Annotated in this window: 23 protein-coding genes and 1 pseudogene; 21 read left to right on the plus strand and 3 right to left on the minus strand. The window is 72.3% G+C overall.

Annotated elements, in window-relative coordinates:
- The first annotated feature begins 56 nt into the window (after nt 1–56).
- From eccD to ACN6LM_RS12640, 8 genes are all read left to right on the plus strand, one after another.
- Complete coding sequence (gene eccD, locus ACN6LM_RS12605) at nt 57–1,379, plus strand: type VII secretion integral membrane protein EccD (protein ID WP_445065427.1); 1,323 nt, start codon at nt 57–59, stop codon at nt 1,377–1,379.
- 60 nt (nt 1,380–1,439) lie between these two features.
- Complete coding sequence (locus ACN6LM_RS12610; protein WP_445065428.1) at nt 1,440–2,555, plus strand: nucleotide-binding protein; 1,116 nt, start codon at nt 1,440–1,442, stop codon at nt 2,553–2,555.
- A 97-nt stretch (nt 2,556–2,652) separates the two neighbouring features.
- Complete coding sequence (eccCa, locus tag ACN6LM_RS12615) at nt 2,653–6,663, plus strand: type VII secretion protein EccCa (RefSeq protein WP_445065429.1); 4,011 nt, start codon at nt 2,653–2,655, stop codon at nt 6,661–6,663.
- 160 nt (nt 6,664–6,823) lie between these two features.
- Nucleotides 6,824–7,156 (plus strand): hypothetical protein, encoded by a 333-nt coding sequence (locus ACN6LM_RS12620; RefSeq protein ID WP_365681586.1) that lies wholly within the window; start codon nt 6,824–6,826, stop codon nt 7,154–7,156.
- A 61-nt stretch (nt 7,157–7,217) separates the two neighbouring features.
- On the plus strand, nt 7,218–7,538 hold the full coding sequence (locus ACN6LM_RS12625; protein WP_445065430.1) for a pore-forming ESAT-6 family protein: 321 nt from the start codon (nt 7,218–7,220) through the stop codon (nt 7,536–7,538).
- Nucleotides 7,539–7,561: 23 nt separating this feature from the next.
- Nucleotides 7,562–7,990, plus strand: a complete 429-nt coding sequence (locus ACN6LM_RS12630; protein WP_445065431.1) for a DUF6507 family protein — start codon at nt 7,562–7,564, stop codon at nt 7,988–7,990.
- Entirely contained in the window at nt 7,987–10,371 is a 2,385-nt protein-coding gene (locus tag ACN6LM_RS12635) for a hypothetical protein (RefSeq protein WP_445065432.1), read from the plus strand. The genes ACN6LM_RS12630 and ACN6LM_RS12635 overlap by 4 nt, the downstream gene beginning before the upstream one ends.
- Nucleotides 10,372–10,446: 75 nt before the next feature.
- Entirely contained in the window at nt 10,447–10,878 is a 432-nt protein-coding gene (locus ACN6LM_RS12640) for a hypothetical protein (protein WP_445065433.1), read from the plus strand.
- 414 nt (nt 10,879–11,292) lie between these two features.
- Here ACN6LM_RS12640 and ACN6LM_RS12645 read toward each other — a convergent pair whose 3' ends face one another.
- Complete coding sequence (locus ACN6LM_RS12645; RefSeq protein ID WP_445065434.1) at nt 11,293–11,754, minus strand: Imm49 family immunity protein; 462 nt, start codon at nt 11,752–11,754, stop codon at nt 11,293–11,295.
- Between the two features lie 161 nt (nt 11,755–11,915).
- Here ACN6LM_RS12645 and ACN6LM_RS12650 point away from each other — a divergent pair, with 161 nt between their 5' ends.
- Genes ACN6LM_RS12650 through ACN6LM_RS12660 form a run of 3 tightly spaced genes read left to right on the plus strand, consistent with a single transcriptional unit; the run spans nt 11,916 to nt 14,984 of the window.
- Entirely contained in the window at nt 11,916–13,073 is a 1,158-nt protein-coding gene (locus ACN6LM_RS12650; RefSeq protein ID WP_445065435.1) for an acyl-CoA dehydrogenase family protein, read from the plus strand.
- Between the two features lie 19 nt (nt 13,074–13,092).
- Nucleotides 13,093–13,965, plus strand: a complete 873-nt coding sequence (locus ACN6LM_RS12655; protein WP_445065436.1) for an acyl-CoA thioesterase — start codon at nt 13,093–13,095, stop codon at nt 13,963–13,965.
- A gap of 50 nt (nt 13,966–14,015) precedes the next feature.
- Complete coding sequence (locus ACN6LM_RS12660; RefSeq protein WP_445065437.1) at nt 14,016–14,984, plus strand: cation diffusion facilitator family transporter; 969 nt, start codon at nt 14,016–14,018, stop codon at nt 14,982–14,984.
- A gap of 4 nt (nt 14,985–14,988) precedes the next feature.
- Here ACN6LM_RS12660 and ACN6LM_RS12665 read toward each other — a convergent pair whose 3' ends face one another.
- Together ACN6LM_RS12665 and ACN6LM_RS12670 are read right to left on the minus strand one after the other, a co-directional pair.
- Nucleotides 14,989–15,768 carry a phosphatase gene (locus ACN6LM_RS12665; RefSeq protein WP_445065438.1) on the minus strand — a complete coding sequence of 260 codons (780 nt, stop codon included), beginning with the start codon at nt 15,766–15,768 and terminating at the stop codon, nt 14,989–14,991.
- Nucleotides 15,769–15,820: 52 nt separating this feature from the next.
- Nucleotides 15,821–16,456: an SACE_7040 family transcriptional regulator gene (locus ACN6LM_RS12670; RefSeq protein ID WP_445065439.1), complete on the minus strand. Its 636-nt coding sequence runs from the start codon at nt 16,454–16,456 to the stop codon at nt 15,821–15,823.
- A 118-nt stretch (nt 16,457–16,574) separates the two neighbouring features.
- Here ACN6LM_RS12670 and ACN6LM_RS12675 point away from each other — a divergent pair, with 118 nt between their 5' ends.
- The 10 genes and pseudogenes from ACN6LM_RS12675 to ACN6LM_RS12720 all read left to right on the plus strand — a co-directional run bounded on the left by ACN6LM_RS12675 (nt 16,575) and on the right by ACN6LM_RS12720 (nt 26,984).
- Entirely contained in the window at nt 16,575–18,182 is a 1,608-nt protein-coding gene (locus tag ACN6LM_RS12675) for a carboxyl transferase domain-containing protein (RefSeq protein ID WP_445065440.1), read from the plus strand.
- 7 nt (nt 18,183–18,189) lie between these two features.
- The gene (locus ACN6LM_RS12680) at nt 18,190–20,286 is read left to right on the plus strand and encodes an acetyl/propionyl/methylcrotonyl-CoA carboxylase subunit alpha (protein ID WP_445065441.1); all 2,097 of its coding nucleotides are present in this window, start codon (nt 18,190–18,192) and stop codon (nt 20,284–20,286) included.
- A 23-nt stretch (nt 20,287–20,309) separates the two neighbouring features.
- On the plus strand, nt 20,310–21,242 hold the full coding sequence (locus ACN6LM_RS12685) for a hydroxymethylglutaryl-CoA lyase (RefSeq protein WP_445065462.1): 933 nt from the start codon (nt 20,310–20,312) through the stop codon (nt 21,240–21,242).
- 7 nt (nt 21,243–21,249) lie between these two features.
- On the plus strand, nt 21,250–22,416 hold the full coding sequence (locus ACN6LM_RS12690) for an acyl-CoA dehydrogenase family protein (RefSeq protein ID WP_073965089.1): 1,167 nt from the start codon (nt 21,250–21,252) through the stop codon (nt 22,414–22,416).
- A gap of 419 nt (nt 22,417–22,835) precedes the next feature.
- Nucleotides 22,836–23,627, plus strand: coding sequence for a GntR family transcriptional regulator (locus ACN6LM_RS12695; protein WP_445065442.1), 792 nt, complete (start codon nt 22,836–22,838; stop codon nt 23,625–23,627).
- A complete protein-coding gene (locus ACN6LM_RS12700; protein ID WP_445065443.1) occupies nt 23,624–24,295 on the plus strand; it encodes a YdcF family protein in 672 nt (223 codons plus the stop codon). The genes ACN6LM_RS12695 and ACN6LM_RS12700 overlap by 4 nt, the downstream gene beginning before the upstream one ends.
- Nucleotides 24,296–24,368: 73 nt before the next feature.
- A pseudogene (locus ACN6LM_RS12705) lies at nt 24,369–25,006 on the plus strand (GNAT family N-acetyltransferase).
- A 187-nt stretch (nt 25,007–25,193) separates the two neighbouring features.
- Nucleotides 25,194–25,412 carry a type II toxin-antitoxin system VapB family antitoxin gene (locus ACN6LM_RS12710; RefSeq protein WP_445065444.1) on the plus strand — a complete coding sequence of 73 codons (219 nt, stop codon included), beginning with the start codon at nt 25,194–25,196 and terminating at the stop codon, nt 25,410–25,412.
- Nucleotides 25,413–25,498: 86 nt separating this feature from the next.
- On the plus strand, nt 25,499–25,834 hold the full coding sequence (locus ACN6LM_RS12715) for a VapC toxin family PIN domain ribonuclease (protein WP_445065445.1): 336 nt from the start codon (nt 25,499–25,501) through the stop codon (nt 25,832–25,834).
- A gap of 118 nt (nt 25,835–25,952) precedes the next feature.
- Nucleotides 25,953–26,984, plus strand: a complete 1,032-nt coding sequence (locus tag ACN6LM_RS12720) for an ABC transporter substrate-binding protein (RefSeq protein WP_445065446.1) — start codon at nt 25,953–25,955, stop codon at nt 26,982–26,984.
- The last annotated feature ends 5 nt before the right edge of the window (nt 26,985–26,989 follow it).

The raw sequence follows: 26,989 nt of genomic DNA on the forward strand, positions 1-26,989 counted from the left end.
GACGTCGCGATGATTGGTTTTCGTCAGTGAGTACCGCAACGGCTCCCCGAGCGGAAATGAGCCGGGTGACCCTGGTCGGCGAGCGGCGCCGCGCGGATCTCGTCCTGCCGTCCGACACCCCGGTCGGGCAGCTCCTTCCGGACATTCTCCGGCTGCTGGACGACCGGGCCGCGTCCCGCCCGCTGACCAGGCAGCTGCTCACCGCCGACGGCTCGGCGCTGCCGCACGACGCCACCCTGGCCTCGGCGGGCATCGGTGACGGTGCCGTGCTCAGGCTGGTCCGCATCCACGCGGCCCCGCCGGCCCCGGTGGTCCACGACGTCACGGACCAGGTGGCCGACAGCCTGGACCTCCAGACCTGGCGGTGGCGCCCGGCCGCCCGCCGGGCCGGCGCGGGTGCGGCGACCGTGGTCTTCGCGGTGATCGCCGCGCTGCTCGCCCGCCGCGAGTTCCCGCTGGGCGCCCTGGCCGGGGCGCTGGCGGGCGTCACGGTCCTGCTGCTGGTGGCCGGTGCGCTGGCCGCCCGGCTCGGCCGGGGCAACCGCTCGCTGGCGACCGCGCTGCTCCTCGTCTCGGCCGGTCTCGGCGTCCTCACGGCGTGGACGGCAGCGGACGCCCACGACTGGTCCGGTGCGCTGCGGCTGGCGGCCGTGGCCGGGGCGGTCGCGCTGTCGCTGGTGCTGCTCGGGCTGCTCTCGCCGCTGGGCCGGGGCGGGCTGATCGGCGCGCTGGCCACGGCCGTGGTGACGGGGGTCTGGGAGGTCGTCGCCGCCGTGGCGGAGGACCGGGCCCGGCTCGGCGCCGTGATGGCCGTGTTCTCCGTGGTCCTGCTCGGCCTGCTCCCCCGGCTCGCCCTGATGGCGTCGGGCCTCACGGGGCTGGACGACCGTCGCTCGGGAGGCACTTCGGTCAGCCGCCACGACGTGGGCAACGCGCTGGCCGCCACGCACCGGGGCCTCGCCCTGGCGACGCTCGTCACGGCGGTGTCGGCCGCCGCCGGGGGCTGGCTCCTGACCACGGCGGACCCGCCGACGGTGTGGACGGTGCTGCTGCCGTGCCTGGTGGCGGTGGTGCTGCTGTCCCGGGCGCGGGCGTTCCCGCTGGTGGCGGAGGTGGTGGCGCTGTTCGCCGCCGCCGCGGTCGTGGCGGTGCGGCTGGTGGTGCTGTGGCTGGACCACTCCGGGGGCGCGGGGCCCGTCGCGGTCCTGTGCGCGGCCGCGCTGCTGCCCCTGCTCGCGCTGGTGGCGGAGCCCCCGGAGCACGTACGGGTGCGGCTGCGGCGGACCGCCGACCTCGTCGAGTCCATCGGCGTCGTGGGACTCTTCCCGCTCGCGGTCGGGGTGTTCGGCGTCTACGGGCAGCTGCTGAACAAGTTCTGACGACTCCGAGACCACCGACGCGGGCCCGGCGGGGCATCGAAGCGGCGAAGAAGGGCAGACATGCCGAACGCGGACCACCACTGGCAGGGCGACCTCCTGCGTGACCTGAAGGGGCCCGGCCCGGCCGGGACCGGCGATTCCGGGACCCCGGCGGCCCCGGAGGCCCCGCGCCCCGCGGTCCCGCCCGCACGGCCGGAACCGGAGGCGCAACCCCCCGCCGCCCGCGCCTGGCCCGGGTCGCCCACGCCTCCGCCCACCCCCGACTCGCTCCCCGTCCTCGACGAGGCGATGGCCGCCGTGGCGCGGCGGCCGGTGCGGGGCGAGCCCGTCGCCGTACGGGCCGCGCGCGCCGTGCGCCGTATCGTCTCCGGGTCCGCCGCCCGGGAGGTCGCCGCGCTCACCCGTACCGCCGAGGTGCTCCAGCAGCCGGTGACGACGGGGCGGCAGATCGCGGTCACGTCCATCCGGGGCGGCGCCGGCAAGACGACGGTGACCGCGCTGCTCGGCACCACGTACGCGCACTACCGGCAGGACCCGGTCCTCCTGGTGGAGGCCGACCCGGCGCTGGGGTCGCTGCCGTTGCGGCTGGGCGCCGGCGCGCTGCGCTGGACCACGGCGGACCTGGCGGACATCGCCGCGCCGCAGATGTCGCTGCTCGACGTCACCGGCTATCTCGTCCAGCTCCCGGACAACGCCTGGCTGCTGCCCGGCAGCCAGGGCCGGATCGGGGCCATGGTCGACACCGTCACGTACGAACGGGTGATGGTCGCCCTGCGCCGCTACTTCGGGGTGACCGTGGTGGACTGCGAGACGCTGCCCGCCGAGGTCGCCCGGGTCGCCCTGTCCGCCTCGCAGGCCCGGGTGCTCGCGGCCCCCGCCACGCTCGACGGCGTGACCAGCACGTACGCCGTGCTGCAATGGCTCCGGGCACTCCCCCGGCACGTCATCGAGGGGACCGTCGTCGCGCTCTCCGTGACGACCCCGCGCCTCGGCGTCGACGCCGACGCGGCGGCCGAACGCCTCGCGACGACCGGCGCCCGCGTCCACGTCCTGCCGTACGACCGGCACCTGGCGGCCGGCGGACCGCTGCGCACCGAACTGCTCTCCCGCCCGGCCCGGCTGGCCGCCACCCGCCTCGCCGCCGAGGTCTTCGAGCTGTCCCAGAAGCGCCGGTGATCCCGGTGCCGAGGGCCTGTCCCGCCCCTCCCGCCCGCCGCGCGGCACCGTGCCCGTACCCCCACGCCCACCCGGCCGAGATCCCCGGACGGAGCCGATGAGCACCCGCCTGATCCACCGCCCCGCCCGCACGACGCGCCCGCCGGCCGCTTCCGAGCCGCGCACCATCGAGGCGCCGCCGAACCTGCCCGAGGGCAAGTCCGGGAACATCGCGATGTCGCTGCTGCCGGTCGCCGGGGTCATGTCGTCCGTGGTGATGATGACGGTGGTCCGCAACAGCCAGTTCGCCGGGCTCGGCGCGATCATCCTCGTCGTCACGGTCATCGGCTCGGCGGTGCTGCTGCTCTCCCAGCGCGGCAAGGCGCAGCGGACCCGGCGCACCCAGCGCGAGGCGTATCTCGCCTATGTGGAGGACCTGCGCGAGGAGTTGTCGGCGGAGGAGCGGGCCCGGCGCGAGCAGGCGGACGTGCTGAACCCGTCCCCGTACGCCCTCTACGACATCGTGCGCGACCCGGCCCGGCTCTGGGAGCGGCGCAGGGCCGACGACGACTTCCTGCGGATACGGGCCGGCACGGGCGAGATGCCGCTGCGGGACCTCCGGATCGGCGAGCAGGGCTCGTCCGTCCTCACCCCGCCCGACCTCTTCATGCTCAACGAGGCGTCGGCCGTGGTGAAGCGGTTCCGCAACGGCACCGAGCTCCCCCTGACCGTCCCGCTCGACCGGGCCGGGAACGTCAGCGTGGTCGGCCCCCGCGAGGACGGCCTGCGGGTGGTGCGCGCCCTGCTCGTCCAGGCGGCGGCCCTGCACGCGCCGGACGACGTGGCGATCGCGGTCGCCGCGTCCGGTGAGCGCATGGCCGCCTGGGAATGGGCCAAGTGGCTGCCGCATCTGCTCGACCCCGAGCAGTCCGACGGCCCGGTGGCCGCCCGGCGCATCGCGCCCTCCGCCGACCGGCTGGCCCGCCTCCTCGGGCCCGAGCTGCGCCGCCGCGCCTCCTACGCGGCCGAGGTGCGCCGGGGCCTGGCCGGGCGGGACGCGCTCGCGATGAACTCCCGGCTGCTCGTGGTGGTCGACGGGCACGGCGAGGACGCCGTGGACCTGCCGCGCCCCGACGACGCGGTCGGGCTGCGCGACATGGGCGTGACCGTGGTGCACCTGCTCGACCGGCGGGTCCAGGAGCCGGACCACGTCAACGTGCGCCTCACCGTGGACGGCGCCGACGTGGTCGTGGAGGACCTGCGCGGGGCGGAGACCGTCGAGTCGCACGGCACGGTGGACGAGGTCGGGGTGGACTTCGCGGAGGGCCTGGCCCGGATGATCGCGCCGCTGCGGCTGTCCGCCGAGTCCCTGGCCGACGCGCCGCTGGCCGGTCCGGTCGAGTTCGCCGCGATGCTGGGCATCCAGGACGTGGCGGCGCTGGACCTGGACCGGCTGTGGGCGCCGCGCGGCGAACGGGCCTTCCTGCGGGTGCCGATCGGGATCAGCGACGCGCGCGAGCCGGTGCTCCTGGACCTCAAGGAGTCCTCCGAGCTGGGCATGGGCCCGCACGGGTTGTGCGTGGGCGCGACGGGCTCCGGCAAGTCGGAGCTGCTGCGCACCCTGGTCCTCGGCCTGGCGGCCACGCATCCGCCGGAGGACCTGGCGCTCGTCCTGGTCGACTACAAGGGCGGCGCCACCTTCGCCCCGTTCGCGGACCTGCCGCACGTGGCGGGGGTCATCACCAACCTGGAGAACCAGGCGGGTCTCGTCGAGCGCGTCCACTCCTCGCTGGCCGGCGAGGTCAAACGCCGCCAGCAGGCGCTGAAGGACGCGGGCAACGTCGCCGACATCGGGGACTACGCCGCGCTGCGCGCGCGGAAGCGGCCGGACCTGGAGCCGCTGCCGCACCTGTTCGTGGTGATCGACGAGTTCGGCGAACTGCTCACCGCCAAACCGGACTTCATCGACCTGTTCCTGTCCATCGGCCGGATCGGCCGCTCCATCGGCGTGCACCTGCTGCTGTCCAGCCAGCGCATCGAGAGCGGCAAGCTCAAGGGCCTGGAGACCTACCTCTCGTACCGCCTCGGCCTGCGCACCTTCTCCGCCGACGAGTCGCGGATGGTCCTGGACACCACCGACGCCTTCCACCTCCCGCCGCTGCCCGGCTTCGGCTTCCTCAAGGTGGACACCAGCCACTACACGCGCTTCAAGGCGGGTTACGTCTCCGGCGCGTACCGGGGTCCCGTCCGGACCGCCGACGAGGAGGAGACCGGGCCCCTCGCCCTCCCCTACGAGGCGTACAACACCCTCGCCGGGCCGGAGAGCGCCCCGCAGGACCGCGAGCCGTCGGCCCGCCGCCGCGAGACCGGGCCGACCGAACTCGCGGTGATGGTGGACCAGCTGACCGGCGCCGCGCCCGGGGTGCGCAGCATCTGGCTGCCCCCGCTGCCCCCGGCGATCACCCTCGATGCCGTCGCCGGACCGCTGGACGCCGGACCGCGCGGGATGCGGCTGACCGGGGTGCGCCCGGACACGGGTAGGCCGGGCACCCGGCAGCGCGGCCCGCTCCTGGTGCCGCTCGGGCTGCTGGACGACCCGGCCAAGCAGTGGCAGGGGCAGTGGCTCCTGGACCTCACGGTGGCCGGCGGGCACGCGGCGGTCATCGGCGGCCCGCAGTCCGGCAAGACGACGCTGCTGCGCACCCTGGTCCTCTCGCTGGCCCTCACGCACACCCCGCAGGAGGTCGGCGTCTACGGCCTCGACCTGGTCGGCGGCGGCCTCCAGGCACTCGCCGGGCTGCCGCACGTCGGCGGCGTCGCCGGCCGCGCCGACCGGGAGCGGGCCGCGCGCACGGTCGAGGAGGTGCGCGCGATGCTCACCCTGCGCGAGGAGCTGTTCCGCGAGCACGGCATCGACTCCGTCGAGCAGCTGCGCGCCCTGCACGCGGCGGGCCGCCTGCCGCGGCTGGCGTCCGCCGAGATCGTCCTCGTCATCGACGGGTTCGGCGCGCTGCGCGACGACTTCGACGAGCTGGACGACGCGGTCGCGGACATCCTCAAGCGGGGCGGCGGCTACGGCATCCACGTCGTCGCCGGGATGCTCCGGTGGAACGACGTGCGCATCGCGATCCAGTCCAACTTCGGCACCCGCGTGGAGCTGCGGCTCAACGACCCGGGCGAGTCGAGCATCGACCGCAAGCTCGCCGAGACCCTCTCCCCCGACGAGCCGGGCCGCGTCCTCACCGACGGGAAGCTCTTCGCCCAGGTCGCCCTGCCCCGCACGGACGGGGCCGTGGAGACGGCGGAGCTGGGCGCGGTCCTGGAGCGCGCCGCGCGCACGGTCCGGGCCACCTGGCACGGCGAGGTCGCCCAGCCGGTACGGGTGCTGCCGCATCTGCTCGAACCGCACCTGCTGCCCGGCCGGGCGGCGGAGCCGGAGCGGGTGCCGCTGGGCCTCGACCAGTCGGCCCTGGCGCCCGTGCTGCTGGACCTGTTCGGCCACGACCAGCACCTGCTGGTGCTCGGGGACAGCGAGTGCGGCAAGACGAACCTGCTGCGCGCGGTCGCCCAGGGGCTCGCCGACCGCTACGGCGAGGACGACCTCGTCTTCGCGGTGATGGACCCCCGGCGCTCGCTGCGCGGGGTGGTCCCGGAGGAGCTGAACGGCGGTTACGCGTACAACTCCAAGCTCTGCACGGGCCTCTCGGCCGCGATCGCCGCCGAGCTGGAGAAGCGGCTGCCGGACGAGAACGCCCGCCTGGAGGACCTGGAGCCGGGCAGCTGGGGCAAGGGCCCGCGCATCGTGGTCCTGGTGGACGACTACGACGTGCTGACGACGGCGGGCCAGTCGCCGCTGGCCGCGTTCCTCCCGTACATCCCCTCCGCCGTGGACATCGGCCTGCACTTCGTCCTGTCGCGGCGCGTGGCGGGGGCGGCGCGCGGGATGTACGAGCCGGTGGTGCAGAGCCTGCGGGAGTCGGGGGCCTCGGCGCTGGTGATGTCCGGGGACCGCAGCGAGGGCCAGCTCTTCCCCGGCGTGTACGCGGCCCAACAGGCGCCGGGCCGGGGGGTCTTCATCCAGCGCGGGCGCCCGAACCGGCTGACGCAGACGGTGTACGTACCGCACTGACGTACCCCTTCGCAAAGCGCGGCCGAAGGGGTCACCGGCCCACTCGTCCCCTCACGGTGACGATATGGCCGATTGCAGATTGCAGTAGCGACGCGCGGATTGATAGACATGAGGCTGGAACGAACACATCCGTTCGAGGCTCGACGCATGGGGGAAGCCGATGAAGTTCGACATGGGGTCCACGGTCCTGTCGACGCTGCTCAAGCACTCGCAGGGCTCCAGCACCGATCTGGGCACGCTGATCCGGCAGTTGATCGCGGCGGCGGAGCCGCTGGAGGGCAAGTTCAACGGCGCGGGCAAGATCGCGTTCGACGACTTCAAGAACCGCTCCGACGAGATCACGGCGGCGCTGAACGCCTCGCTCTCCGGCATCCTGGGCGGGCAGCAGGGCATGGACGCGGCCTTCGGCTCGGGCGAGCAGGAGCAGGGCGAGAACGCGCGTACGCAGATGGCTTCGGCCAACTTCGACGCGGCCCGCTTCGGCGCCCGCTGAGCCGGCACGACCGGCACTTTCGACGCATCCGCACACATTCCTGACGGGGAGACAAAGAGTCATGGCGGGAAACGGCGGCAACACGGACCGGCGCTCGTACGACACCGGCGCATCGACCGAGGTGCAGGGCAACCTCCAGACGGTGATCGCCCAGCTCGAACTGGTCATCACGGCCCGGGACGGCCAGGTCAAGGCAGCGATGAGCGACTTCGCGGCGGACGGCGTGGCAGACGAGTACCACGGCAAGGAACTCCGCTGGCAGGCGACGTCCCAGGAGGTCAAGAACATCATCCACCTCCTCCGCTCCACGCTGGAGAAGAACGACGGCACGGCCCACCAGACCCTGGCCCGCGCGAAGGCGGCCGTCGACAACATCGGCTGACGGTCACGACTCCGGGGCGGCCGGTGACGGCTTGGGACATCAGACCGCAGGGCGTGCAGGGGCAGTTGCGGCTCGTGGGCGGTCACGCCGGCGAGCTGGCGAAGGCACAGGACGCGATGCTGGCCGCCCTGGAGAAGGCGGCCCGGGCGGCGGGCACGGCGGTGCCCGGCACGATGGCCCGCGAGACACCGCTGCAAGGCCCGGTTGCTCCGGGGCAGCCGCACCTCACGGCACCGACGCTGGGTCCGGTCGCCGCCGCCCTGGGCGAGTACCTGCGCTGCCGGCAGCCGCAGCTGGCCGCGATGGCGGAGCGCATCGAGGCGGCTGTCCTGGGCGCGGTCACGGCGACGAACGAGTACGTCGAGGGTGACCTGGACAACGCCAAGAGGGCCCAGGACGCGGCCAGGGCTCTCCGCCTCGACGTGCTGAAGGACATCGGGGAGGGCAGGTGAGCGACGACGAGCCGATCACCCTCGAAGGCATCCCGGTCTTCACCGGCGACCTGGCCCTGCTCGACGTCCAGGTGTCCGCACTGACCAAGGGCGGCGAGGCCATCGAGACGTCCGCCGGCGACGTGCACAGCAGCTTCGGCGGCCTCCAGGCGTTCTACCGGGCGCCCGAAGCGGACCAGCTGTTCGCCACGACCCGGCCGGTGGCGGACCGCGGGATCTCCCTCAAGTCGGACCTGGCCACGATCACCTCCGCGCTGAGCACGTACTCTCAGGACGCCGAACCGCTGATCGAGAAGCTGAAGCAGCTCAAGCGCGACGCCGGGGCGTTCCGGGTGAAGGCCGCCGCCGACGACAAGTGGCGCGAGGACGGCGACCTCGTCGGCGAGAACAACCGGCGCCGCGAGGAGATCGCGGAGACCTGGGCGGCCTTCCAGGCGGTGGAACGGGCCTGTTACAACAAGATCGTCGCGCTGGTGGACGGCGCGCCCCTGAGGGCCGACGACGGCTCGGGCAAGGCCCACACGTACGGCTACGACGCCGAGGCGCTGAAGCACGCGGAGGGCCTGCCCTGGGGCGACCCGGTCGAGGAGTCGGTGCCCTGGTGGCAGCTCCACGAACACGCCTGGGACTTCGCCAAGGGGTTCTTCGTCGACGGCGTCTGGGGCACGATCAAGGGCCTGGGCACCCTGGTCGGCACCGACGGCTGGGACTCCGCCAAGCAGGCGTGGTCGGGCCTGGGCAAGCTCGCCACCGGCCTGGCGGTCTCCGGCACGCCACTGGCCGGCCTGTACTGGGGCCTGCCGGACGACAAGCTCCCATCCTCCCTGCGTGAGTCCCGCACGGCGATGAAGCAGACCGGCAAGGCACTGCTGGCCTGGGACCAGTGGAGCGAGAACCCGTCCCGGGCGCTGGGCGCGGTGTCGTTCAACGTCGTCACGACGGTGTTCACCGGTGGCACGGGCGGCGCGGCCTCCGGCGCCGGAAAGGCGGCCCTCGCGGCGAAGGCCCTGTCCACGGCGGGCAAGGTGGGCCGGTTCGTCGACCCGATGACGTACGTCTTCACGGGCGCGGGCATGGGCCTGACGAAGATCGGCGAGGGCCTGGCTGCGCTCAAGGGCCTGGGGAAGTTCGAGATACCCGCCCTTCCCGAGGGCGCGATCACCCTCCCGGAGGGCGCGTTCAAACTCCCCGACGGCACCCTGCACCTGCCGGAGGGCGCGGCGGTCCCGGAGGGCGCGTTCGAGGTCCCGGCCAACTCCTTCAAACTCCCGGCGGGCGCGGAGATCCCCCCGGGCGCCATAGCCCTGGGCGACGGCGTGGTCCGCCTCCCGGAGGGAGTACAGCCCCCAGCGGGCTCCCTCCGCATCCCGGAGGGCACCCTCAAACTCCCGGAGGGTACGACGGCCCTGCCGGAGAACGTGCTCAGGGGCACGGACGAGGCCGGCAACACGGTCTACCTGGACGGCCACGGCAACCTCCTGCGCGAGGACGGCACCCTCCTCCAGCACAACTCGGCGGCCCGGCAGGAGGGGGCGGGGGTACGGGCTTCGGCCTCGCCGGAGGAGGCGCTCGTCGGGGCGGGGAGATCATCGGGCGCGACACCGCACCACGCGGGCGGCGGGGAGCGCACGGGTGGCAGTCACCTCCCCGAACTCCCACCGCACCCCGTGAACAACGGTGCCCGCCACGGTGGGCCGGGGACCCCGCACCATGAGCACCCGGCCGACGACACCGTTCGGGTCGAGGAGCGTCCCGACGGTCCGCCACCACACGAACCGGAACAGGGACCGGAGCAGGGCGAGGACGCCGGGTCGGCTGACAGCGACGAGCGGCCACCCCACGATCACTCGGCCGGGGAAACTCATTCGCAAGGCGAACAGGAGCCTCCGAGACCCGCGCTCCTGCCTTCGGAGGGCCCACTCACTCTCAGAGATGTACGCAATACCGCACGCACGCGCGACCGTTGGGAGCGCGGCGAGGAATTCCACCGGCAACTGTGGGGCGGGGGCCCGGAACGCCACTATCCCGTCCCGACGAATTCCCATGCTCGCTACCCCGTGACTGCCACCGGCGGACGAAAAGTGGATGTCCCCGTCGACCTTCCCGATGGGCGCACGGTCGCCGTCGAGGTGAAGACGTACGGACCGTACCGAACCATCACACTCAAGGACGGCACACGTCAGGCGGTCAAGAACCAGGTACCTTTGAGCAAGCACATCCGTGAGCAGATACATAAAGACCTGGCCCTTAGACGAGCCGACCCCCGATACGATCCTCGGTGGTCGTTCACGCACGCCGGCCCGTCCGATGAGCTCCGAGCCTACTTGACCGAGGCAAGAATCATCTTTCTCGAGTACGGCGAGGCGCCCAAGAGGAACTAGCCCAAGCCCACTCGAATAGCACATGACCCTCCATCGACGTCACAGGCAGGACCCGATCGAATGCGCGGCGAAGAAATGCCGGAATCCTCATACGCCTCCGAGTGGGCCGCCGGCATGCACCGTCACGCCGTGGGCCTCGCCGAGATGCTGGGCCTGAGCGAGCAGCGGTACACGGAAGACCCTCTTAATCTCCTGCCAGGTCTCCAGAACTACGTGGACCGCCTTCCGCTGGCGGAGTTCGAGCAGTCGGACTGGATCACCCTGCACACGGACCTGACCGCCTACCTGGGAGACCTCATAGTCCTGCGCCACGAGGCGACCTGGGTGGACGCGGAGGACTCCACATCCCCCACCGGGCACCGGTGGCTCATCGAGGCGACCGGCCTGGACGGAAACCGCTATCGCGTAGAGCCGTACGACGTTGCCATGGAGGAATTCGAGCATCCCCCCATCGAGATCGGACGAATGATCGCAAACGCCGAAGCAGTGCTGCACCTGATGCCCTGACCCGGCCCTCGGCAGTTCGACATCAGGGAGCTTCGCGACCGTGACCATCCCTCGCCATAGCGCGCCAGGACCCGACGACGAAGGCTTGCACAAGCCCTGACCGAGGAGACCATCGAGGAGATCTCCTCGATCGAGCAGTCGCCACATATGCTCGACGCCCTGTGGAACTCCGTCCGCACATGCGTCAGCGCCCGGTCGACAGTCGACCCCACGTGCTCAGCCATCGAAACCTGGGAAGCCGTGGTGAACGCCACGCAAGGGGGATCGGCGATCCTCCGCGCCGCCACTGCCGTGGGCGACACCCGAGTGCCGCATCCATCACGAGAAGCGCACGCTCCCTGTCACCGGCCAGGGCCTACACCAGCGCACCTGGATCGGCGAATTCCCCACCTGAGGGCGCCAACCGCGCCCGCGCTAATCGCCCGGCCGCTCGAAGAGTTCCGCTCCCGAGCGCAGAGCGGCGACCATGTCGGCCCGGCCGGGGGTGGCGGGTCGAATCGCCTCGCGGCCTGTGACCACGGCGCGGGGAAGGTAGTCGCTGTCCACAGCAGGCGTCCAGCCCCGGCGGCGGTACGCCAGTGCGGCGAGCGCCAGGGGTGGGAGCGGCAGAAGGGAACGGGGCTGTGCGCCGACTTCGCCGAACGACCTGTACGAGAGCAGCAGTCGGCCCAACGCCGCGTCGAACGCCTCCCGGTCCCCGGCCGCGAGGACACGCAGCGCCAGGAGGGCGAGGTAATCGGGGCGCCCCCCGACATCGCGCCCCAGCTCGGCGCCGAACGCGCGGATCCGGGCGAGCCCCCCGTCGATCGCCGCGAGCACCTGCGCCTCCGTGGGCGGGTAGTCCGCGTCCGCCCGAAGGCGCGGACCGCGCGTCACCCTATCGACCGGCAGTCGCCACCACCCCGCTCCCACGTGCTCCGCATCACCCTGGACAGCCCCATGACCGCCGGGTAACTTTTAACCATGGCTGAGCAAGCGCTTAGCCATGCTCCGGAAGACGTAGACCCAGAAGACGCAGCCGACCAGGGAGGCACCCCGTGCGCCGTACGGTATTCAACGAGGACCACGAGGCGTTCCGGGAGACCATCCGGGCCTTCATCGCGGCCGAGGTCGTGCCCGTGTACGAGGAGTGGTTCGCCGCCGGGCAGGCGCCTCGGGAGTTCTACAAGCAGCTCGGTGAGCTGGGCGTCTTCGGGATCAACGTGGACGAGGAGTACGACGGCGCGGGCATCGACTCGCACAAGTACGAGGCCGTCATCTACGAGGAGACCGCCCGGGCCGGCGTCTCCTTCGGCGGCTCCGGGGTGCACACGCTGCTCGGCCTGCCGTACATCAAGATGCTCGCCACCGACGAGCAGAAGAAGCGCTGGCTGCCGAAGTTCGTCACCGGCGAGGAGATGTGGGCCCTCGCGATGACCGAGCCGGGCACCGGGTCGGACGTGGCGGGCATGAAGACCACCGCGAAGCTCTCCGAGGACGGCACGCACTACGTCCTCAACGGCTCCAAGACGTTCATCACCGGTGGCGTCCACGCCGACCGCGTCATCGTCTGCGCCCGCACCTCCGCCCCGCGCGAGGACGACCGCCGCTTCGGGATCTCGCTCTTCGCCGTGGACACCAAGTCCGAGGGCTACTCCATCGGCCGCAAGCTCGACAAGCTGGGCCTGAAGGTCTCCGACACCGCCGAGCTGGCGTTCGTGGACGTCAAGGTGCCCGCCGAGGACCTGCTCGGCGAGGAGAACAAGGGCTTCGGCTACCTCGGCACCAACCTGGCGTCCGAGCGCTGGGGCATCGCCTTCGGCGCGTACGCCCAGGCCGCCGCCGCCGTGCGGTTCGCCAAGGAGTACGTCCAGGAGCGCACCGTCTTCGGCAAGACCGTCGCCTCGTTCCAGAACACCAAGTTCGAGCTGGCCGCCTGCCAGGCCGAGGTGGACGCGGCCCAGGCCGTCGCCGACCGCGCGCTGGAGGCGCTGGACGCCGGTGAGCTGACCGCCGCCGAGGCCGCCTCCGCGAAGCTGTTCTGCACCGAGGTCGCGCACCGCGTGATCGACCGCTGCCTCCAGCTGCACGGCGGCTACGGCTTCATGAACGAGTACCCGATCGCCCGCCTGTACGCGGACAACCGCGTCAACCGCATCTACGGCGGCACCAGCGAGGTCATGAAGTCGATCATCGCCAAGTCCATGGGCCTGTAGGGACCGCGTCCACACAGCCATGAGCACCGCACTCGATTCCCTGCTCGATCTGCTCGACCTGGAGCGGATCGAGCAGGACATCTTCCGGGGCACCAGCCGCTCGGCGGTCGTGCCCCGGGTCTTCGGCGGACAGGTCGCGGCCCAGGCGCTCGTCGCCGCGGGCCGCACCGTCCCCGCCGACCGTTCCGCCCACTCGCTGCACGCGTACTTCCTGCGCATGGGCGACCCGGGTGCGCCGATCGTCTACACCGTGGACCGCATCCGCGACGGCCGCTCCTTCACCACCCGCAGGGTCGTCGCCGTCCAGCACGGGCAGCCGGTCTTCCACCTCTCCGCGTCCTTCCAGGCGTACGAGGACGGCCTGGAGCACCAGGCGGACATGCCGCCTGCGCCCGACCCGGAGACGCTGCCCACCGCCGCCGAGATGCTGCCCCGCTACGCCGGCCGGTTCAGCGACCCGGGCATGGTGGACCGGCTGGTCGAGGCGCGGGCCGCCGTCGATCTGCGGTACGCGGACGCGCCGCCGTTCGGCACGGTGGGCGAGCCCCGCGAGCCCCGGTCGCAGGTGTGGTTCCGCACCAACGGCAAGCTGGCCGACGACCCGCTGCTGCACGTCTGCATGGCGACGTACGTCTCCGACATGACACTGCTCGACTCCGTGCTCCTCGCCCACGGGCGCGGCGGCTGGGCGGTCGGGGACGTCGTCGGGGCCAGCCTGGACCACGCGATGTGGTTCCACCGGCCGTTCCGGGCCGACGAGTGGCTGCTGTACGACCAGGAGTCGCCGTCCGCGTCCGGCGGGCGCGGCCTCGGTCAGGCCCGCATCTACACCCAGGACGGCCGCCTGGCGATCACCGTCATCCAGGAGGGTGTGGTCCGGGTCCCCCGGTGACCGGCCGCGCGTCGGACATGAGCGGGCCGCGCGCGGACATACTCACCGGCATGACTGACGCGAAAAGCAGTGGCGGGGGGTCCACGTTCACCGTCGTCGTCGCGGCGCTGGCCAATCTCGGCATCGCCGTGGCGAAGGCGGTCGCCGGGCTGATCAGCGGATCGAGCGCGATGCTCTCCGAGGCGGCCCACTCCGTCGCCGACACCGTCACCGAGGTCCTGCTGCTCACCGCGCTCAAGCGCAGCGAGAAACCGGCCGACGACGACCACCCGCTGGGGTACGGCCCCGAACGGTACATCTGGGCGCTGCTGGCCTCCGTCGCCACGTTCGTCGGCGGCGCGGTCTTCTCGATCTACGACGGGGTGCACACCCTGCTCGCGGGCGAGGACCTGGGTTCGCCGCTGATCTCGTACCTCGTGCTCGTCGTCGCCTTCCTCCTCGAGGGCTTCTCGCTGCGGACCGGGCTCAAGCAGGTCCGCCAGGAGGCCGAGGAACTGGGCGCGCCCGCCCGGCACTACTTCCGGCGCACCCCGGACACCGCCGTCAAGGCCGTCGTGATGGAGGACTCGGCGGCCCTGCTCGGCCTGCTGCTCGCGGCGGGCGGGCTGCTCGGCGGCCAGCTGACCGGGTCCGGGGTGTGGGACGGCATCGCCTCACTGCTGATCGGGGCGCTGCTGGTGTACGTGGCGTGGGTGCTCGGCAAGTCCAACATCCAGCTGCTGATCGGGCGGCCGGTGTCGCGGCCGATGCGGGACGGCATCCGGGAGGAGCTGCTCGGCGTCGACCACCTCATCTCCGTACTGGAGCTGACCACGCTCATCCAGGGACCGGACGAGATCCTGGTCGCCGCGAAGGTCGACTTCCGCGACACCGTCACCGCCGAACAGGTCGAGACGGCGTGCGAGGAGGCCGAGCGCCGGCTGCGGCAGCGGTACGCGTCCATCAAACGGGTGTACCTGGACCCCACATCGGGGCGCGAGGCGCGGCGCCGGGCCCGGGCGGAGGAGGAGGGGCCCTGAAGCCTCAGAGCAGCCCCGCCGCGTCCAGCAGGTAGTCCGTCATCGGGTCGTAGAAGCGCGGGTCCACAACGTGGTCGTCCAGCGGGACGCACACCTGGAGGGTGCCCTCGGACTCGCCGAGGAACAGCGCGGGGTCGTTGCAGTCCGCGTACCCGATGGCGTCCAGGCCGCGCTGCGCGGCGCATCCGGCCCAGCCGTGGTCGGCGACGACGAGGTCGGGCAGCGGGCGGCCCTCGCGTTCCAGGCCGTCGAGGACGGCGGCCATGGGGGCCGGGGAGTGGGTGTGCCAGAGTGTCGCGCCGCGCTCCTGGACGGCGACGTCCGCGAACTGGAAGACCATGCCCTCGTCGGCCATGAGACCGCCCGGGATGCGGACGATCTCGCAGCCGGCCGCCCGCAGCGCCTGCGCGGTCCGGCGGTGCACGTCGAGCAGGCCGCCGGGGTGGCCGGTGGCGAAGAGCACCCGCTCGGCGCCCTCGACGGCCTTGCGGAGCCGGGCGGCGGCCCGATCCAGGGCGTCCACGGTCAGCTCGGGGTCGATGGTGTCCTGGCCGAACCGGTGCTCCGGATCGTCGCTGACCCCGCACCGCTCGGCCATCACGGCCAGCACGTCCTGCTCGTCGCGCCACCGGTCGCCCAGCTCCAGGCCCAGCCAGTAGTGCCGGTCCCCGTTGGCCAGGCTGCGGTAGTGGGCCAGGTTGTTGTCGCGCGGGGTGGCGACGTCCCCCGCGATGCGCGTACGGACGAGCTGTTCGACGAGGGCGGCGCGGCTGGGTATCGGCATGGGGCCATTGTGCCGTGACGCGTGCCCGGCGTCCCGGCCGTCCGGGGGCCGGTCAGTCCCGGCCGGTCTCCTGTCGGTCCCCCGCCGCCGCGAACGCGCCCCGGGCCAGCCGGTGCAGCAGCGCCGCCGTCTCGGCGCGCCCCGGCAGCGCGCCCGGCCGGCCCAGGTGCGGGGTGGAGTTGAGCAGGCCGAAGACCGCGTGGACGGCGGCGCGGGCCTCGTGTTCGGGCAGCTCCGGGTAGAGGTCGCGGACGACGGCGACCCAGACCTCGACGTACTGCCGCTGGAGCCGGCGCACCCGCTTGCGGTCGGTGTCCCGCAGGCGGTCCAGCTCCCGGTCGTGCAGGGTGATCAGGGGGCGGTCGTCGAGGGCGAAGTCGATGTGGCCCTCGATGAGCGCGTCCAGCAGGGCCTCGGGCGACCCGTCGCCGGAGGCGGCGTCCTCGGAGACCCGGAGCTCGCCGCCGGCCAGCAGCCGCTCGCTGATGCCGACGAGGAGCTCGGCGAGCATCGCGTCCTTGCCGGGGAAGTGGCGGTAGAGGCCGGGGCCGCTGATGCCGACGGCGGCCCCTATCTCGTCCACGCCGACGCCGTGGAAGCCGCGCTCGGCGAAGAGCCGGGCGGCCTCCCGGAGGATCTGCTCGCGACGGGTGGGGGCCGCGACGCGGGCGGCGGCATGGGTGCTCATGAGCAGCCATTCTAGACAGGCGGGTTAGCGCTCGTTAACCTGTGATCACGTTAACGCTCATTAACACGGTGGCGTTGGCGATCGGAACGGCGCGGTACGGGCAAGGGGGCTCGACACGATGCAGCAGGCACCGGTGCTGACGAGCGCGGCGGATCCCGCCTCGGCGGCCTGGCAGGCCAACGAGGCGGCGCATCACGCGCTCGCCGACGAGCTGCGCAAGCGGCTCGCCACGGCCAGGCTCGGCGGAGGTGAGAGGGCCCGCGCCCGGCATGTGGCGCGCGGCAAGCTGCTGCCCAGGGAGCGGGTGGACACGCTGCTCGATCCGGGCTCGCCCTTCCTGGAGCTGGCCCCGTTGGCGGCCGAGGGGCTCTACGGGGGCGCGGCGCCGGCCGCCGGGGTGATCGCCGGGATCGGCCGGGTCAGCGGCCGGGAGTGCGTGGTCGTCGCCAACGACGCGACGGTCAAGGGCGGCACGTACTACCCGATGACCGTGAAGAAGCACCTGCGGGCCCAGGAGGTGGCGCTGGAGAACCGTCTCCCCTGCCTGTACCTGGTGGACTCGGGCGGCGCCTTCCTGCCGATGCAGGACGAGGTCTTCCCGGACCGCGAGCACTTCGGCCGGATCTTCTACAACCAGGCCCGGATGTCGGGCGCCGGCGTCCCGCAGATCGCGGCGGTCCTCGGCTCCTGCACGGCCGGCGGGGCGTACGTCCCGGCGATGAGCGACGAGGCCGTCATCGTCCGGAACCAGGGCACGATCTTCCTGGGCGGCCCGCCGCTGGTGAAGGCCGCCACCGGCGAGGTGGTCACGGCCGAGGAGCTGGGCGGCGGCGAGGTGCACTCCCGCACGTCGGGCGTCACCGACCACCTCGCGGAGGACGACGCGCACGCGCTGCGGATCGTGCGGAACATCGTGGCGACGCTGCCGGACCGGGGCGCGCTGCCCTGGTCGGTGCGTCCGGTCGAGGAGCCGAAGGTGGACCCGGCCGGGCTGTACGGCGCGGTCCCGGTCGACTCGCGTACGCCGTACGACGTGCGCGAGGTGATCGCCCGGGTGGTCGACGGCTCCCGGTTCGCCGAGTTCAAGGCGGAGTACGGCACGACGCTGATCACCGGCTTCGCGCACATCCACGGCCACCCGGTCGGGATCGTCGCCAACAACGGCATCCTGTTCTCCGAGTCCGCCCAGAAGGGCGCGCACTTCATCGAGCTGTGCGACCAGCGCGGCATCCCGCTGGTCTTCCTCCAGAACATCTCGGGCTTCATGGTCGGCCGGGACTACGAGGCCGGCGGCATCGCCAAGCACGGCGCGAAGATGGTCACCGCCGTCGCCTGCACCCGGGTGCCGAAGCTGACCGTGGTCGTCGGCGGCTCCTACGGCGCGGGCAACTACTCCATGTGCGGCCGGGCCTACAGCCCCCGGTTCCTGTGGATGTGGCCCAACGCCAAGATCTCCGTCATGGGCGGCGAGCAGGCCGCGTCCGTCCTCGCCACGGTCAAGCGCGACCAGCTGGGCGACGACTGGAGCGCCGAGGACGAGGAAGCCTTCAAGGCCCCCATCCGCGAGCAGTACGAGACCCAGGGCAACGCGTACTACGCCACTGCCCGGCTCTGGGACGACGGGGTGATCGACCCGCTGGAGACCCGGCAGGTGCTGGGGCTCGCCCTGACCGCGTGCGCCAACGCGCCCTTGGGCGACGCCGGCTTCGGCGTCTTCCGGATGTGAGGAAGAGATGACGATGTTCGACACGGTCCTCGTCGCCAACCGCGGCGAGATCGCGGTCCGGGTCATCCGGACCCTGCGCGAGCTGGGCGTGCGCTCGGTCGCCGTCTTCAGCGACGCGGACGCCGACGCGCGGCACGTACGCGAGGCCGACACGGCCGTACGGATCGGCCCCGCGCCCGCCTCCGAGAGCTATCTGAGCGCCGACCGCCTCCTGGAGGCCGCCCGCCGCACCGGTGCGCAGGCGGTCCACCCCGGCTACGGCTTCCTCGCGGAGAACGCGGCGTTCGCCCGGGCGTGCACGGAGGCGGGGCTGGTCTTCATCGGGCCGCCCGCCGCCGCGATCTCGCTGATGGGCGACAAGATCCGGGCCAAGGAGACGGTCGCCGCGGCGGGCGTCCCCGTCGTCCCCGGCTCCTCGGGGAGCGGGCTGAGCGACGCCGAGCTGGCGGAGGCTTCGGCCGGGATCGGCATGCCCGTGCTGCTGAAGCCCTCGGCGGGCGGCGGCGGCAAGGGCATGCGGCTGGTCCGGGACGCGGCGCTGCTCGCGGACGAGATCGCGGCGGCCCGGCGCGAGGCCCGCGCCTCCTTCGGCGACGACACGCTGCTGGTGGAGCGGTGGATCGACCGGCCGCGCCACATCGAGATCCAGGTGCTGGCCGACGCGCACGGCAACGTGGTGCACCTGGGCGAGCGCGAGTGCTCGCTCCAGCGCCGCCACCAGAAGATCATCGAGGAGGCCCCGTCCGTCCTGCTGGACAAGGCGACCCGGGCCTCGATGGGTGAGGCGGCCGTCCAGGCGGCCCGCTCCTGCGGCTACGTCGGCGCGGGCACGGTGGAGTTCATCGTGCCGGGCAACGACCCCTCCTCGTACTACTTCATGGAGATGAACACCCGTCTCCAGGTCGAGCACCCGGTGACCGAGCTGATCACCGGCCTCGACCTGGTGGAGTGGCAGCTGCGCGTCGCCGCCGGTGAGCCGCTGCCGTACGGGCAGGACGACATCACGCTCACCGGGCACGCCGTGGAGGCCCGGGTCTGCGCCGAGGACCCGGCCCGCGGCTTCCTGCCCTCCGGCGGCACGGTGCTCGCGCTGCGCGAGCCGCAGGGCGGCGGGGTGCGCACCGACTCGGGGCTCGCCGAGGGCGGCGAGGTCGGCAGCCTGTACGACCCGATGCTGTCCAAGGTCATCGCGTACGGCCCCGACCGGGCGACCGCCCTGCGCCGGCTGCGGGTGGCCCTCGCGGACACCGTCGTCCTCGGCGTCCCGGTCAACGCGGGGTTCCTGCGCCGGCTGCTGGCCCACCCGGCGGTGGTGGCGGGCGAGCTGGACACCGGCCTGGTGGAGCGCGAGGTGGCCGCGCTGGTCCCGGAGGGCGTGCCGGAGGAGGTGTACGCGGCGGCCGCGCTGCTGCGACAGCACACCGCCTCCGCCGCCGCCCGCCCCGCCCCCGGCACCTGGGCCGACCCGTTCTCGGCCGGGAACGGCTGGCGGCTCGGCGGCTCCCCGGCCCGGACGGTGCTCGACTTCCACATCCCGGGCCACGACCCGGTCCAGGTGGGCCTGCGGCCGTGCGGCGGCGGGGACACGGAGCTGACGTTCGGCCATGTCGGCGAGGGCGCGAGCCCGCCCGCCCCGGAATCGGGCTCCTGCGGACCGCTGGGACCGCTGCCCGGTACGGCGGAGAAGGCCAGGACCCTCGCGGCCGGTGACGGCCGGATCGCGTTCGAACTCGCCGGGGTCACCCATGTGTTCGCGTACGCGGTCTCCCCGGAGGGGCACTGGCTCGGCCGGGACGGCGACAGCTGGCACGTCCGCGACCACGACCCGGTCCAGGCGTCGCTGACCGGCGCCGCCCGCTCCGGCGCGGACACGCTCGCCGCGCCCATGCCCGGGACGGTGACCGTGGTGAAGGTGGCCGTCGGGGACGAGGTCGCCGCCGGGCAGAGCCTGCTGGTGGTGGAGGCGATGAAGATGGAGCACGTCATCTCCGCGCCGCACGCCGGCACCGTGACCGAACTCGACGTGACCGCCGGGTCCACGGTCGCCATGGACCAGGTGCTCGCCGTGGTCGTGCCCGCCGCCGGCGCCGGGGAGGAAGCGTGACCACCACCGCCCGTGCCCTGCCGATGACCGTGCCCGCCGAGGGGCTGCCCGCCCGGGTCCGCATCCACGAGGTCGGCGCCCGCGACGGCCTCCAGAACGAGAAGGAGGTCGTCCCGACCGAGGTGAAGGCGGAGTTCATCCGCCGGCTCGCGGTCGCCGGGCTGACCACCATCGAGGCCACCAGCTTCGTGCACCCCAAGTGGGTGCCCCAGCTCGCCGACGCCGAGCAGCTGTTCCCGATGCTCGGCGACATCGCGGACGTCGGTGACGTGGCCCTCCCGGTCCTCGTGCCGAACGAACGCGGGCTGGACCGGGCGCTGGCGCTCGGGGCCCGCGGGATCGCGGTGTTCGGCTCGGCGACGGAGACGTTCGCCGCGCGCAACCTGAACCGCACGGTGGACGAGTCGCTGGCGATGTTCGCGCCGGTGGTGGCCCGGGCCAAGGCGGAGTCGGCGCACGTGCGCGGCTATCTGTCGATGTGCTTCGGCGACCCCTGGGAGGGCGCCGTGCCCGTCCCGCAGGTCGTCCGGGTCGCCAGGGCGCTGATGGACCTCGGCTGCGACGAGCTGTCCCTCGGCGACACCATCGGCGTCGCCACCCCCGGCCACGTCCAGGCGCTGCTGACCGGGCTGAACGAGGCCGGGGTGGCCACCGACGTGATCGGGGTGCACTTCCACGACACGTACGGGCAGGCGCTGTCCAACACCCTGGCCGCGCTGCGGCACGGCGTGTCCACGGTGGACGCGTCGGCCGGCGGCCTCGGCGGCTGCCCGTACGCGAAGAGCGCGACCGGAAACCTCGCCACCGAGGATCTCGTGTGGATGCTCGACGGCCTCGGTATCGAAACCGGGGTCGACCTCGGCGAGCTCACCGCCACCAGCGTGTGGCTCGCCGGCCACCTGGGCCGACCCAGCCCTTCCCGCACCGTCCGCACCCTGTCCCACAAGGAGCAGTGAACAACCCATGTCCCTGGACCACCGGCTGACCGCCGAGCACGAGGAACTGCGCCGTACCGTCGAGGAGTTCGCCCACGACGTCGTCGCCCCGAAGATCGGCGACTTCTACGAGCGGCACGAGTTCCCGTACGAGATCGTGCGCGAGATGGGGCGGATGGGCCTGTTCGGGCTGCCGTTCCCGGAGGAGTACGGCGGGATGGGCGGCGACTACCTCGCGCTCGGCATCGCCCTGGAGGAGCTGGCCCGGGTCGACTCCTCGGTCGCGATCACGCTGGAGGCCGGGGTCTCGCTGGGCGCGATGCCGGTCTACCGCTTCGGCACCGAGGAGCAGAAGCGGCGGTGGCTGCCGAAGCTCTGCTCGGGCGAGGCGCTGGGCGCGTTCGGCCTGACCGAGCCGGACGGCGGTTCGGACGCGGGCGGCACCCGGACGACCGCCGTGCGCGACGAGGCGGCGGGCGAGTGGGTGATCAACGGCTCCAAGTGCTTCATCACCAACTCCGGTACGGACATCACGGAGTTGGTCACGGTCACGGCGGTGACCGGCCGCAAGGAGAACGGCGCCCCGCTGATCTCCTCGATCATCGTCCCCTCCGGCACCCCCGGCTTCACGGTGGCCGCGCCCTACTCCAAGGTCGGCTGGAACGCCTCGGACACCCGCGAGCTGTCCTTCGCCGACGTGCGCGTCCCGCTGGAGAACCTGCTCGGCGAGGAGGGCCGGGGCTACGCGCAGTTCCTGCGCATCCTGGACGAGGGCCGGATCGCCATCGCGGCGCTCTCGACGGGCCTGGCGCAGGGCTGTGTGGACGAGTCGGTGAAGTACGCCGCCGAGCGGCACGCCTTCGGGAAGCCGATCGGCGCCAACCAGGCCATCCAGTTCAAGATCGCGGACATGGAGATGCGGGCGCACATGGCCCGCATCGGCTGGCGCGACGCGGCCTCCCGGCTGCTCGCGGACGAGCCGTTCAAGAAGGAGGCGGCCATCGCCAAGCTGTACTCCTCGACGGTGGCCGTGGACAACGCCCGCGAGGCGACCCAGATCCACGGCGGCTACGGCTTCATGAACGAGTACCCGGTGGCCCGGATGTGGCGCGACTCCAAGATCCTGGAGATCGGCGAGGGCACCAGCGAGGTCCAGCGCATGCTGATCGCCCGCGAGCTGGGCCTCCAGGCCTGAGAAACGGCGCCGAGCACGCCGGCCGGGGGGCCGGCCACGGGCCCCCGACCGGCCATTCGGGCCCCGCGTGGGCCGAACCTCTCAGCCGTCGCCCTCCGGCACGTAATCGGGGCACAACGAGTGCCCGCACTCACACGGGGGCCAGCGGAGCGCCGCACCGGGCACGAGGTCGGCTCCCTCCGCCCCCGCATCGGCGGTCGGGACGATGAGGACGCCGTCCCTCCCGAATCGCTCCGTTAACCGGGACAAGCCCTGTCGCGCCTTGCTGCCGCCCGTCATCGCGCCCACACCCTCTCAGTTGCATCGCAGTCCCGGGATTGCGCCCCAGTGAGGTCGATATTGGCCCGCAGTCCCGAGACTGTCAACTGTCTCGGCGCTGTGCTTGACTGCTCCTTAAGACGTCGCGAGAGGAGTTGCGCATGGCGCCCAAGTGGCGGGAGTTGGCGGACAGGCTGGCCGACCGGATCCGGAGCGGCGCCTACTCCCCGGGCGACCGGCTGCCGCACATCAGGGACCTCGTCGAAGCGGGCGAGGGCTCCAAGTCCACGGTTCACGCGGCATACCGGGCCCTGGAGGCCGAAGGTCTGGTCACCTCGTCGCGCGGGCACGGCACAGTCGTACGGCAACAGCCCCCGCTCAAGCGTCTCGGTGTCAGCCGGTACGACAAGGCCAAGTGGCGCGACGGCGACGAGGTCGCTTTTATTGCCGACCGCGTGGCTTCCGGGCGCCCCCACAGGCGAAATGACCAGACGCAGACGGTGAAGCGGATCGGGGCGCCACCCGCCGCCGCTGCCGCGCATGGACTGGCTCCGGGTTCCCTCGTGTACGCCCGCGCGCGCGTCGTACGAGAGGCCGGACAGCCGACCCACACGCTGACCAGCTACTACCGCCCGGAGCATGTCGAGGGCACGCGCTTGGTCGATCCCACCCCAGGCCCCGCCGGCCGTGGCGGAGGCTTTCGCGTGCTCTTCGACGCGGGCTACGAGGTCGACCGCATGCGCGAGGAACTTTTCGCGCGCGTGGCGACCCCCGAGGAGTCGAAGTTGCTCATGCTGGCCGGCGGGGAGCCAGTGGTGGAACTGCACAGGACCGCGTACACGGCCGACGGAACTGTCGTCGAGTTCGCGATAGGAGTGCACGCGGCCTCACGCTTCACCTGGTCGTACGACTTCGAGGTTCCGGACTCGGCCCACAACAGAGGCGCCACATGACCATCTCCTCCCAGTCGTGGTCGGATGCCCGGCTCCTGTGGGAGCACCATCTGATGCACCACGATCCGCGCCCCTGCTCGGTGGCGATCGGCCTCGGAAGCCACGACCTCGGGGTCGCCGACGCAACCGCGCGCCTCTACCACCAAGGCCTGGCACCCCTCATCGTGTTCACCGGAGCCACCAGCCCCACCACGCGGGCACGCATGCCACGCGGCGAGGCCGTCCACTACCGGGAGCGGGCACTCGAACTCGGCGTCCCCGAAAGCGCGGTGCTCGTCGAGCCGCGCGCCCGTAACACGGGCGAGAACATCCGTTTCTCCCGGGCCCTGCTCGAAGAGGCCGGCGTGAACGTCTCGTCCGTACTACTGGTCAGCAAGCCGTACGAGGAACGACGCGCCCACGCCACCGCACGCAAGCTGTGGCCGGGGGTCTCATTGGTGAGCGCGTCGGCCCCGATCACCTTCGAGGAGTACCTCACCTCCATCCAGGACGCCCGCATGGTCATCGACATGCTGGTCGGCGCCTTGCAGCGCCTGATGATCTACCCGGCGCAGGGCTTCATGGCCGCCGATCCCGTTCCGGACAACGTGGCTGCCGCGTACGAGCGGCTGCGCCGAGCAGGCTTCACGAGCCGGCTCATCGCGGACGGGGCCCACACGCCCGGATAGCCTCCCCCGTTGCAGCCGGCACAGCCCCCGCAATTCGCTCGACACCCCGGCCCCGCCTCGACAGAGTCGAGCCATGAAGCCTGACGCCTGGCCCCTGTACGGCCTCCGCATCCGCACGTCCCGGCTGGAACTGCGCCTGCCCGACCTGGAGTTGCTGGACGAGCTGGCGGCGGTCGGTGCCGGCGGGGTGCACGCCCCGGACGCCATGCCGTTGACGTTCCGTGGACCGACTGCCCGCCCGCCGAGCGCGGCCGGGCCGTCTTCCAGCACGTGCTGTCCACGATCGCCGGCTGGTCCGCCGACAACTGGTGCCTGAGCCTCGCGGTACTGCACGAGGGCCGGGTGGTCGGGCGCCAGGACCTGATGGCCAAGAACTTCGCGGTGACCCGCCAGGTGGAGACGGGCTCCTGGCTCGGGCTCGCGCACCAGGGCCGGGGCATCGGCACGGAGATGCGGGCCGCCGTCCTGCACTTCGCCTTCGGCGGACTCGGCGCCGCCACGGCGGTCTCGGCGGCGATGCTGGACAACCCCCGCTCCCTGGGCGTCTCGCGGCGGCTCGGCTACCAGCCGAACGGGCTGGCGGTCACCGCGCTGCGGGGCGAGCCGGTCACCCTTCAGCGGCTGCGCCTGGAGCGCGGGCAGTGGGAGGAGCACCGCACGGCAGAGGTGGCGGTCGAGGGGCTGGACGGCTGCCGGGAGATGTTCGGCTGAGCCCGCCCGGCGGGCGGCACGTCTTCGGGAAGCCGATCAGCGCCGCGCATGCTGATCGCGAGGGAGCTGGGCCTGCAAGCCTGAGGACCGAGGCCGGTCGGGGACCTGAGAGCTCGGCCCCCGGCCGGCACGACGCGCTGTATATACTGACGGAAAACGTATATCCACCGCACATCCAGGAGGCCCCGTGTCCAAGACCCTCGTGGACGTCGACGACCAGATGCTCGCCTTCGCCCAGCAGCAGCTCGGCACGTCCACCAAGCGGGAAACGATCAACCGCGCGCTGACGATAGCCGCAGCGGTCAGCGCGGACGACCGGGCGCGTGCGCTTCGCTGGCTCCAGGACAACGCGGACCAGTTCCTGGACTTCGACGTCCTCGAAGCGCGGGAGCGGTCCGGCCTGTGACGTACCTCGCCGACACGTCGGCGGTCTGGCGCCTGCTCCGCAAACAGGTCGGGGACCCATGGCCGCAACGCGTTTCCCAAGGACTCGTGTCCCTGTGCCCGCCCGTCGAGTCCGAACTCATGCCGGCGCTCCGGGCGGACCGCGACCACGAACCCTTCTTCACCATGCTCGGCCAGACCTTCGGCTGGGTGCCGGCGCTGGAAGACCCGTGGCCGAAGATCATCGACGTCCAGCGCGAACTGGTGCGGATCGGCCACCACCGGGGCCCCTCGCCGATGGACATCCTGATCGCCCTGACAGCGCGACAGCACCACCTCACGCTGATCCATGTGGACGATGACTTCGGCTCGATCGCCAAGGTATGCCCCGACATCGCGATGACGCGGCTCCAGCCTCTCGACGGCCGGACTCAGGACGGCTGAGCCCGCCGGCCGGGCGGTGGGGGCCGGGGCCCCTGGTGGACACAACCTGAGGTTAGGCTAACCTTCCCTCGAACGTGTCACCGGCCGGTCCCCGGCTCGTACGAAAGCGGACTCCGTCATGAGCGCAACCCGAGTGTCCCGTCCCACCCGTCGCGGTCTGCTGGCCATGGGCGGCGCCGTCGGTCTCGGCGCCGTACTGGCGGCCTGCGGCGGCAGCGACACGAAGGACTCCGCCGGTTCGGGCTCCCGGAGCACCGACGCCGGACCGTGGAAGTTCAAGGACGACCGGGGCCAGGTCGCCGAGGCGGAGTCCGTCCCGAAGAACATCGTCGCCTTCACCGGTGTCGCCGCCGCTCTCCACGACTACGGCGTCGAGGTCAAGGCGGTCTTCGGGCCGACCAGGACCAAGGACGGCAAGCCGGACGTGCAGGCCGGCGACCTGGACATCAGCAAGGTCGAGATCCTGGGCAACGTCTGGGGCGAGTTCAACGTCGAGAAGTACGCGGAGCTCGGCCCGGAGCTGCTGGTGACGGCGATGTGGGAGAAGGACGCCCTCTGGTACGTGCCGGACCAGTCCAAGGACAAGATCCTGAAGCTGGCCCCGAGCGTCGCCCTGTGGGCCGCCGAGACCACCGTCCCCAAGGCGATCCAGCGCCACGAGGACCTGGCGGCCTCGCTCGGCGCCGATGTGAAGTCCGCGAAGGTCACCGCCGCCAAGACGCGGTTCGAGAAGGCGGCGGCCCGGCTGCGCGCCGCCGCGAAGTCGAAGCCGGAGATCAAGGTCATGGTCGGCTCGGCCAGCCAGGACCTGTTCTACGTCTCGCTCGCCAAGATGTCCGCCGACACCCTGTACTTCCAGGAGCTGGGCGTGAAGTTCGTGGAGCCGAAGGTGAACGCGGCGGGCTTCTTCGAGGAGCTGAGCTGGGAGAACGTCGACAAGTACGGCGCCGACGTGATCATGATGGACAACCGCTCGTCGGCCCTCCAGCCCGAGGCGCTGACCTCCAAGCCGACCTGGGCGCGGCTCCCGGCGGTCAAGGCGGGCCAGGTCGTTCCGCGCACCACGGAGCCGATCTACAGCTACGACAAGTGCGCGCCGATCCTGGAGGACCTGGCGAAGGCCATCGAGAACGCCAAGAAGGTCGCCTGACGCGG

Source organism: Streptomyces sp. SAS_281, from assembly GCF_052542855.1.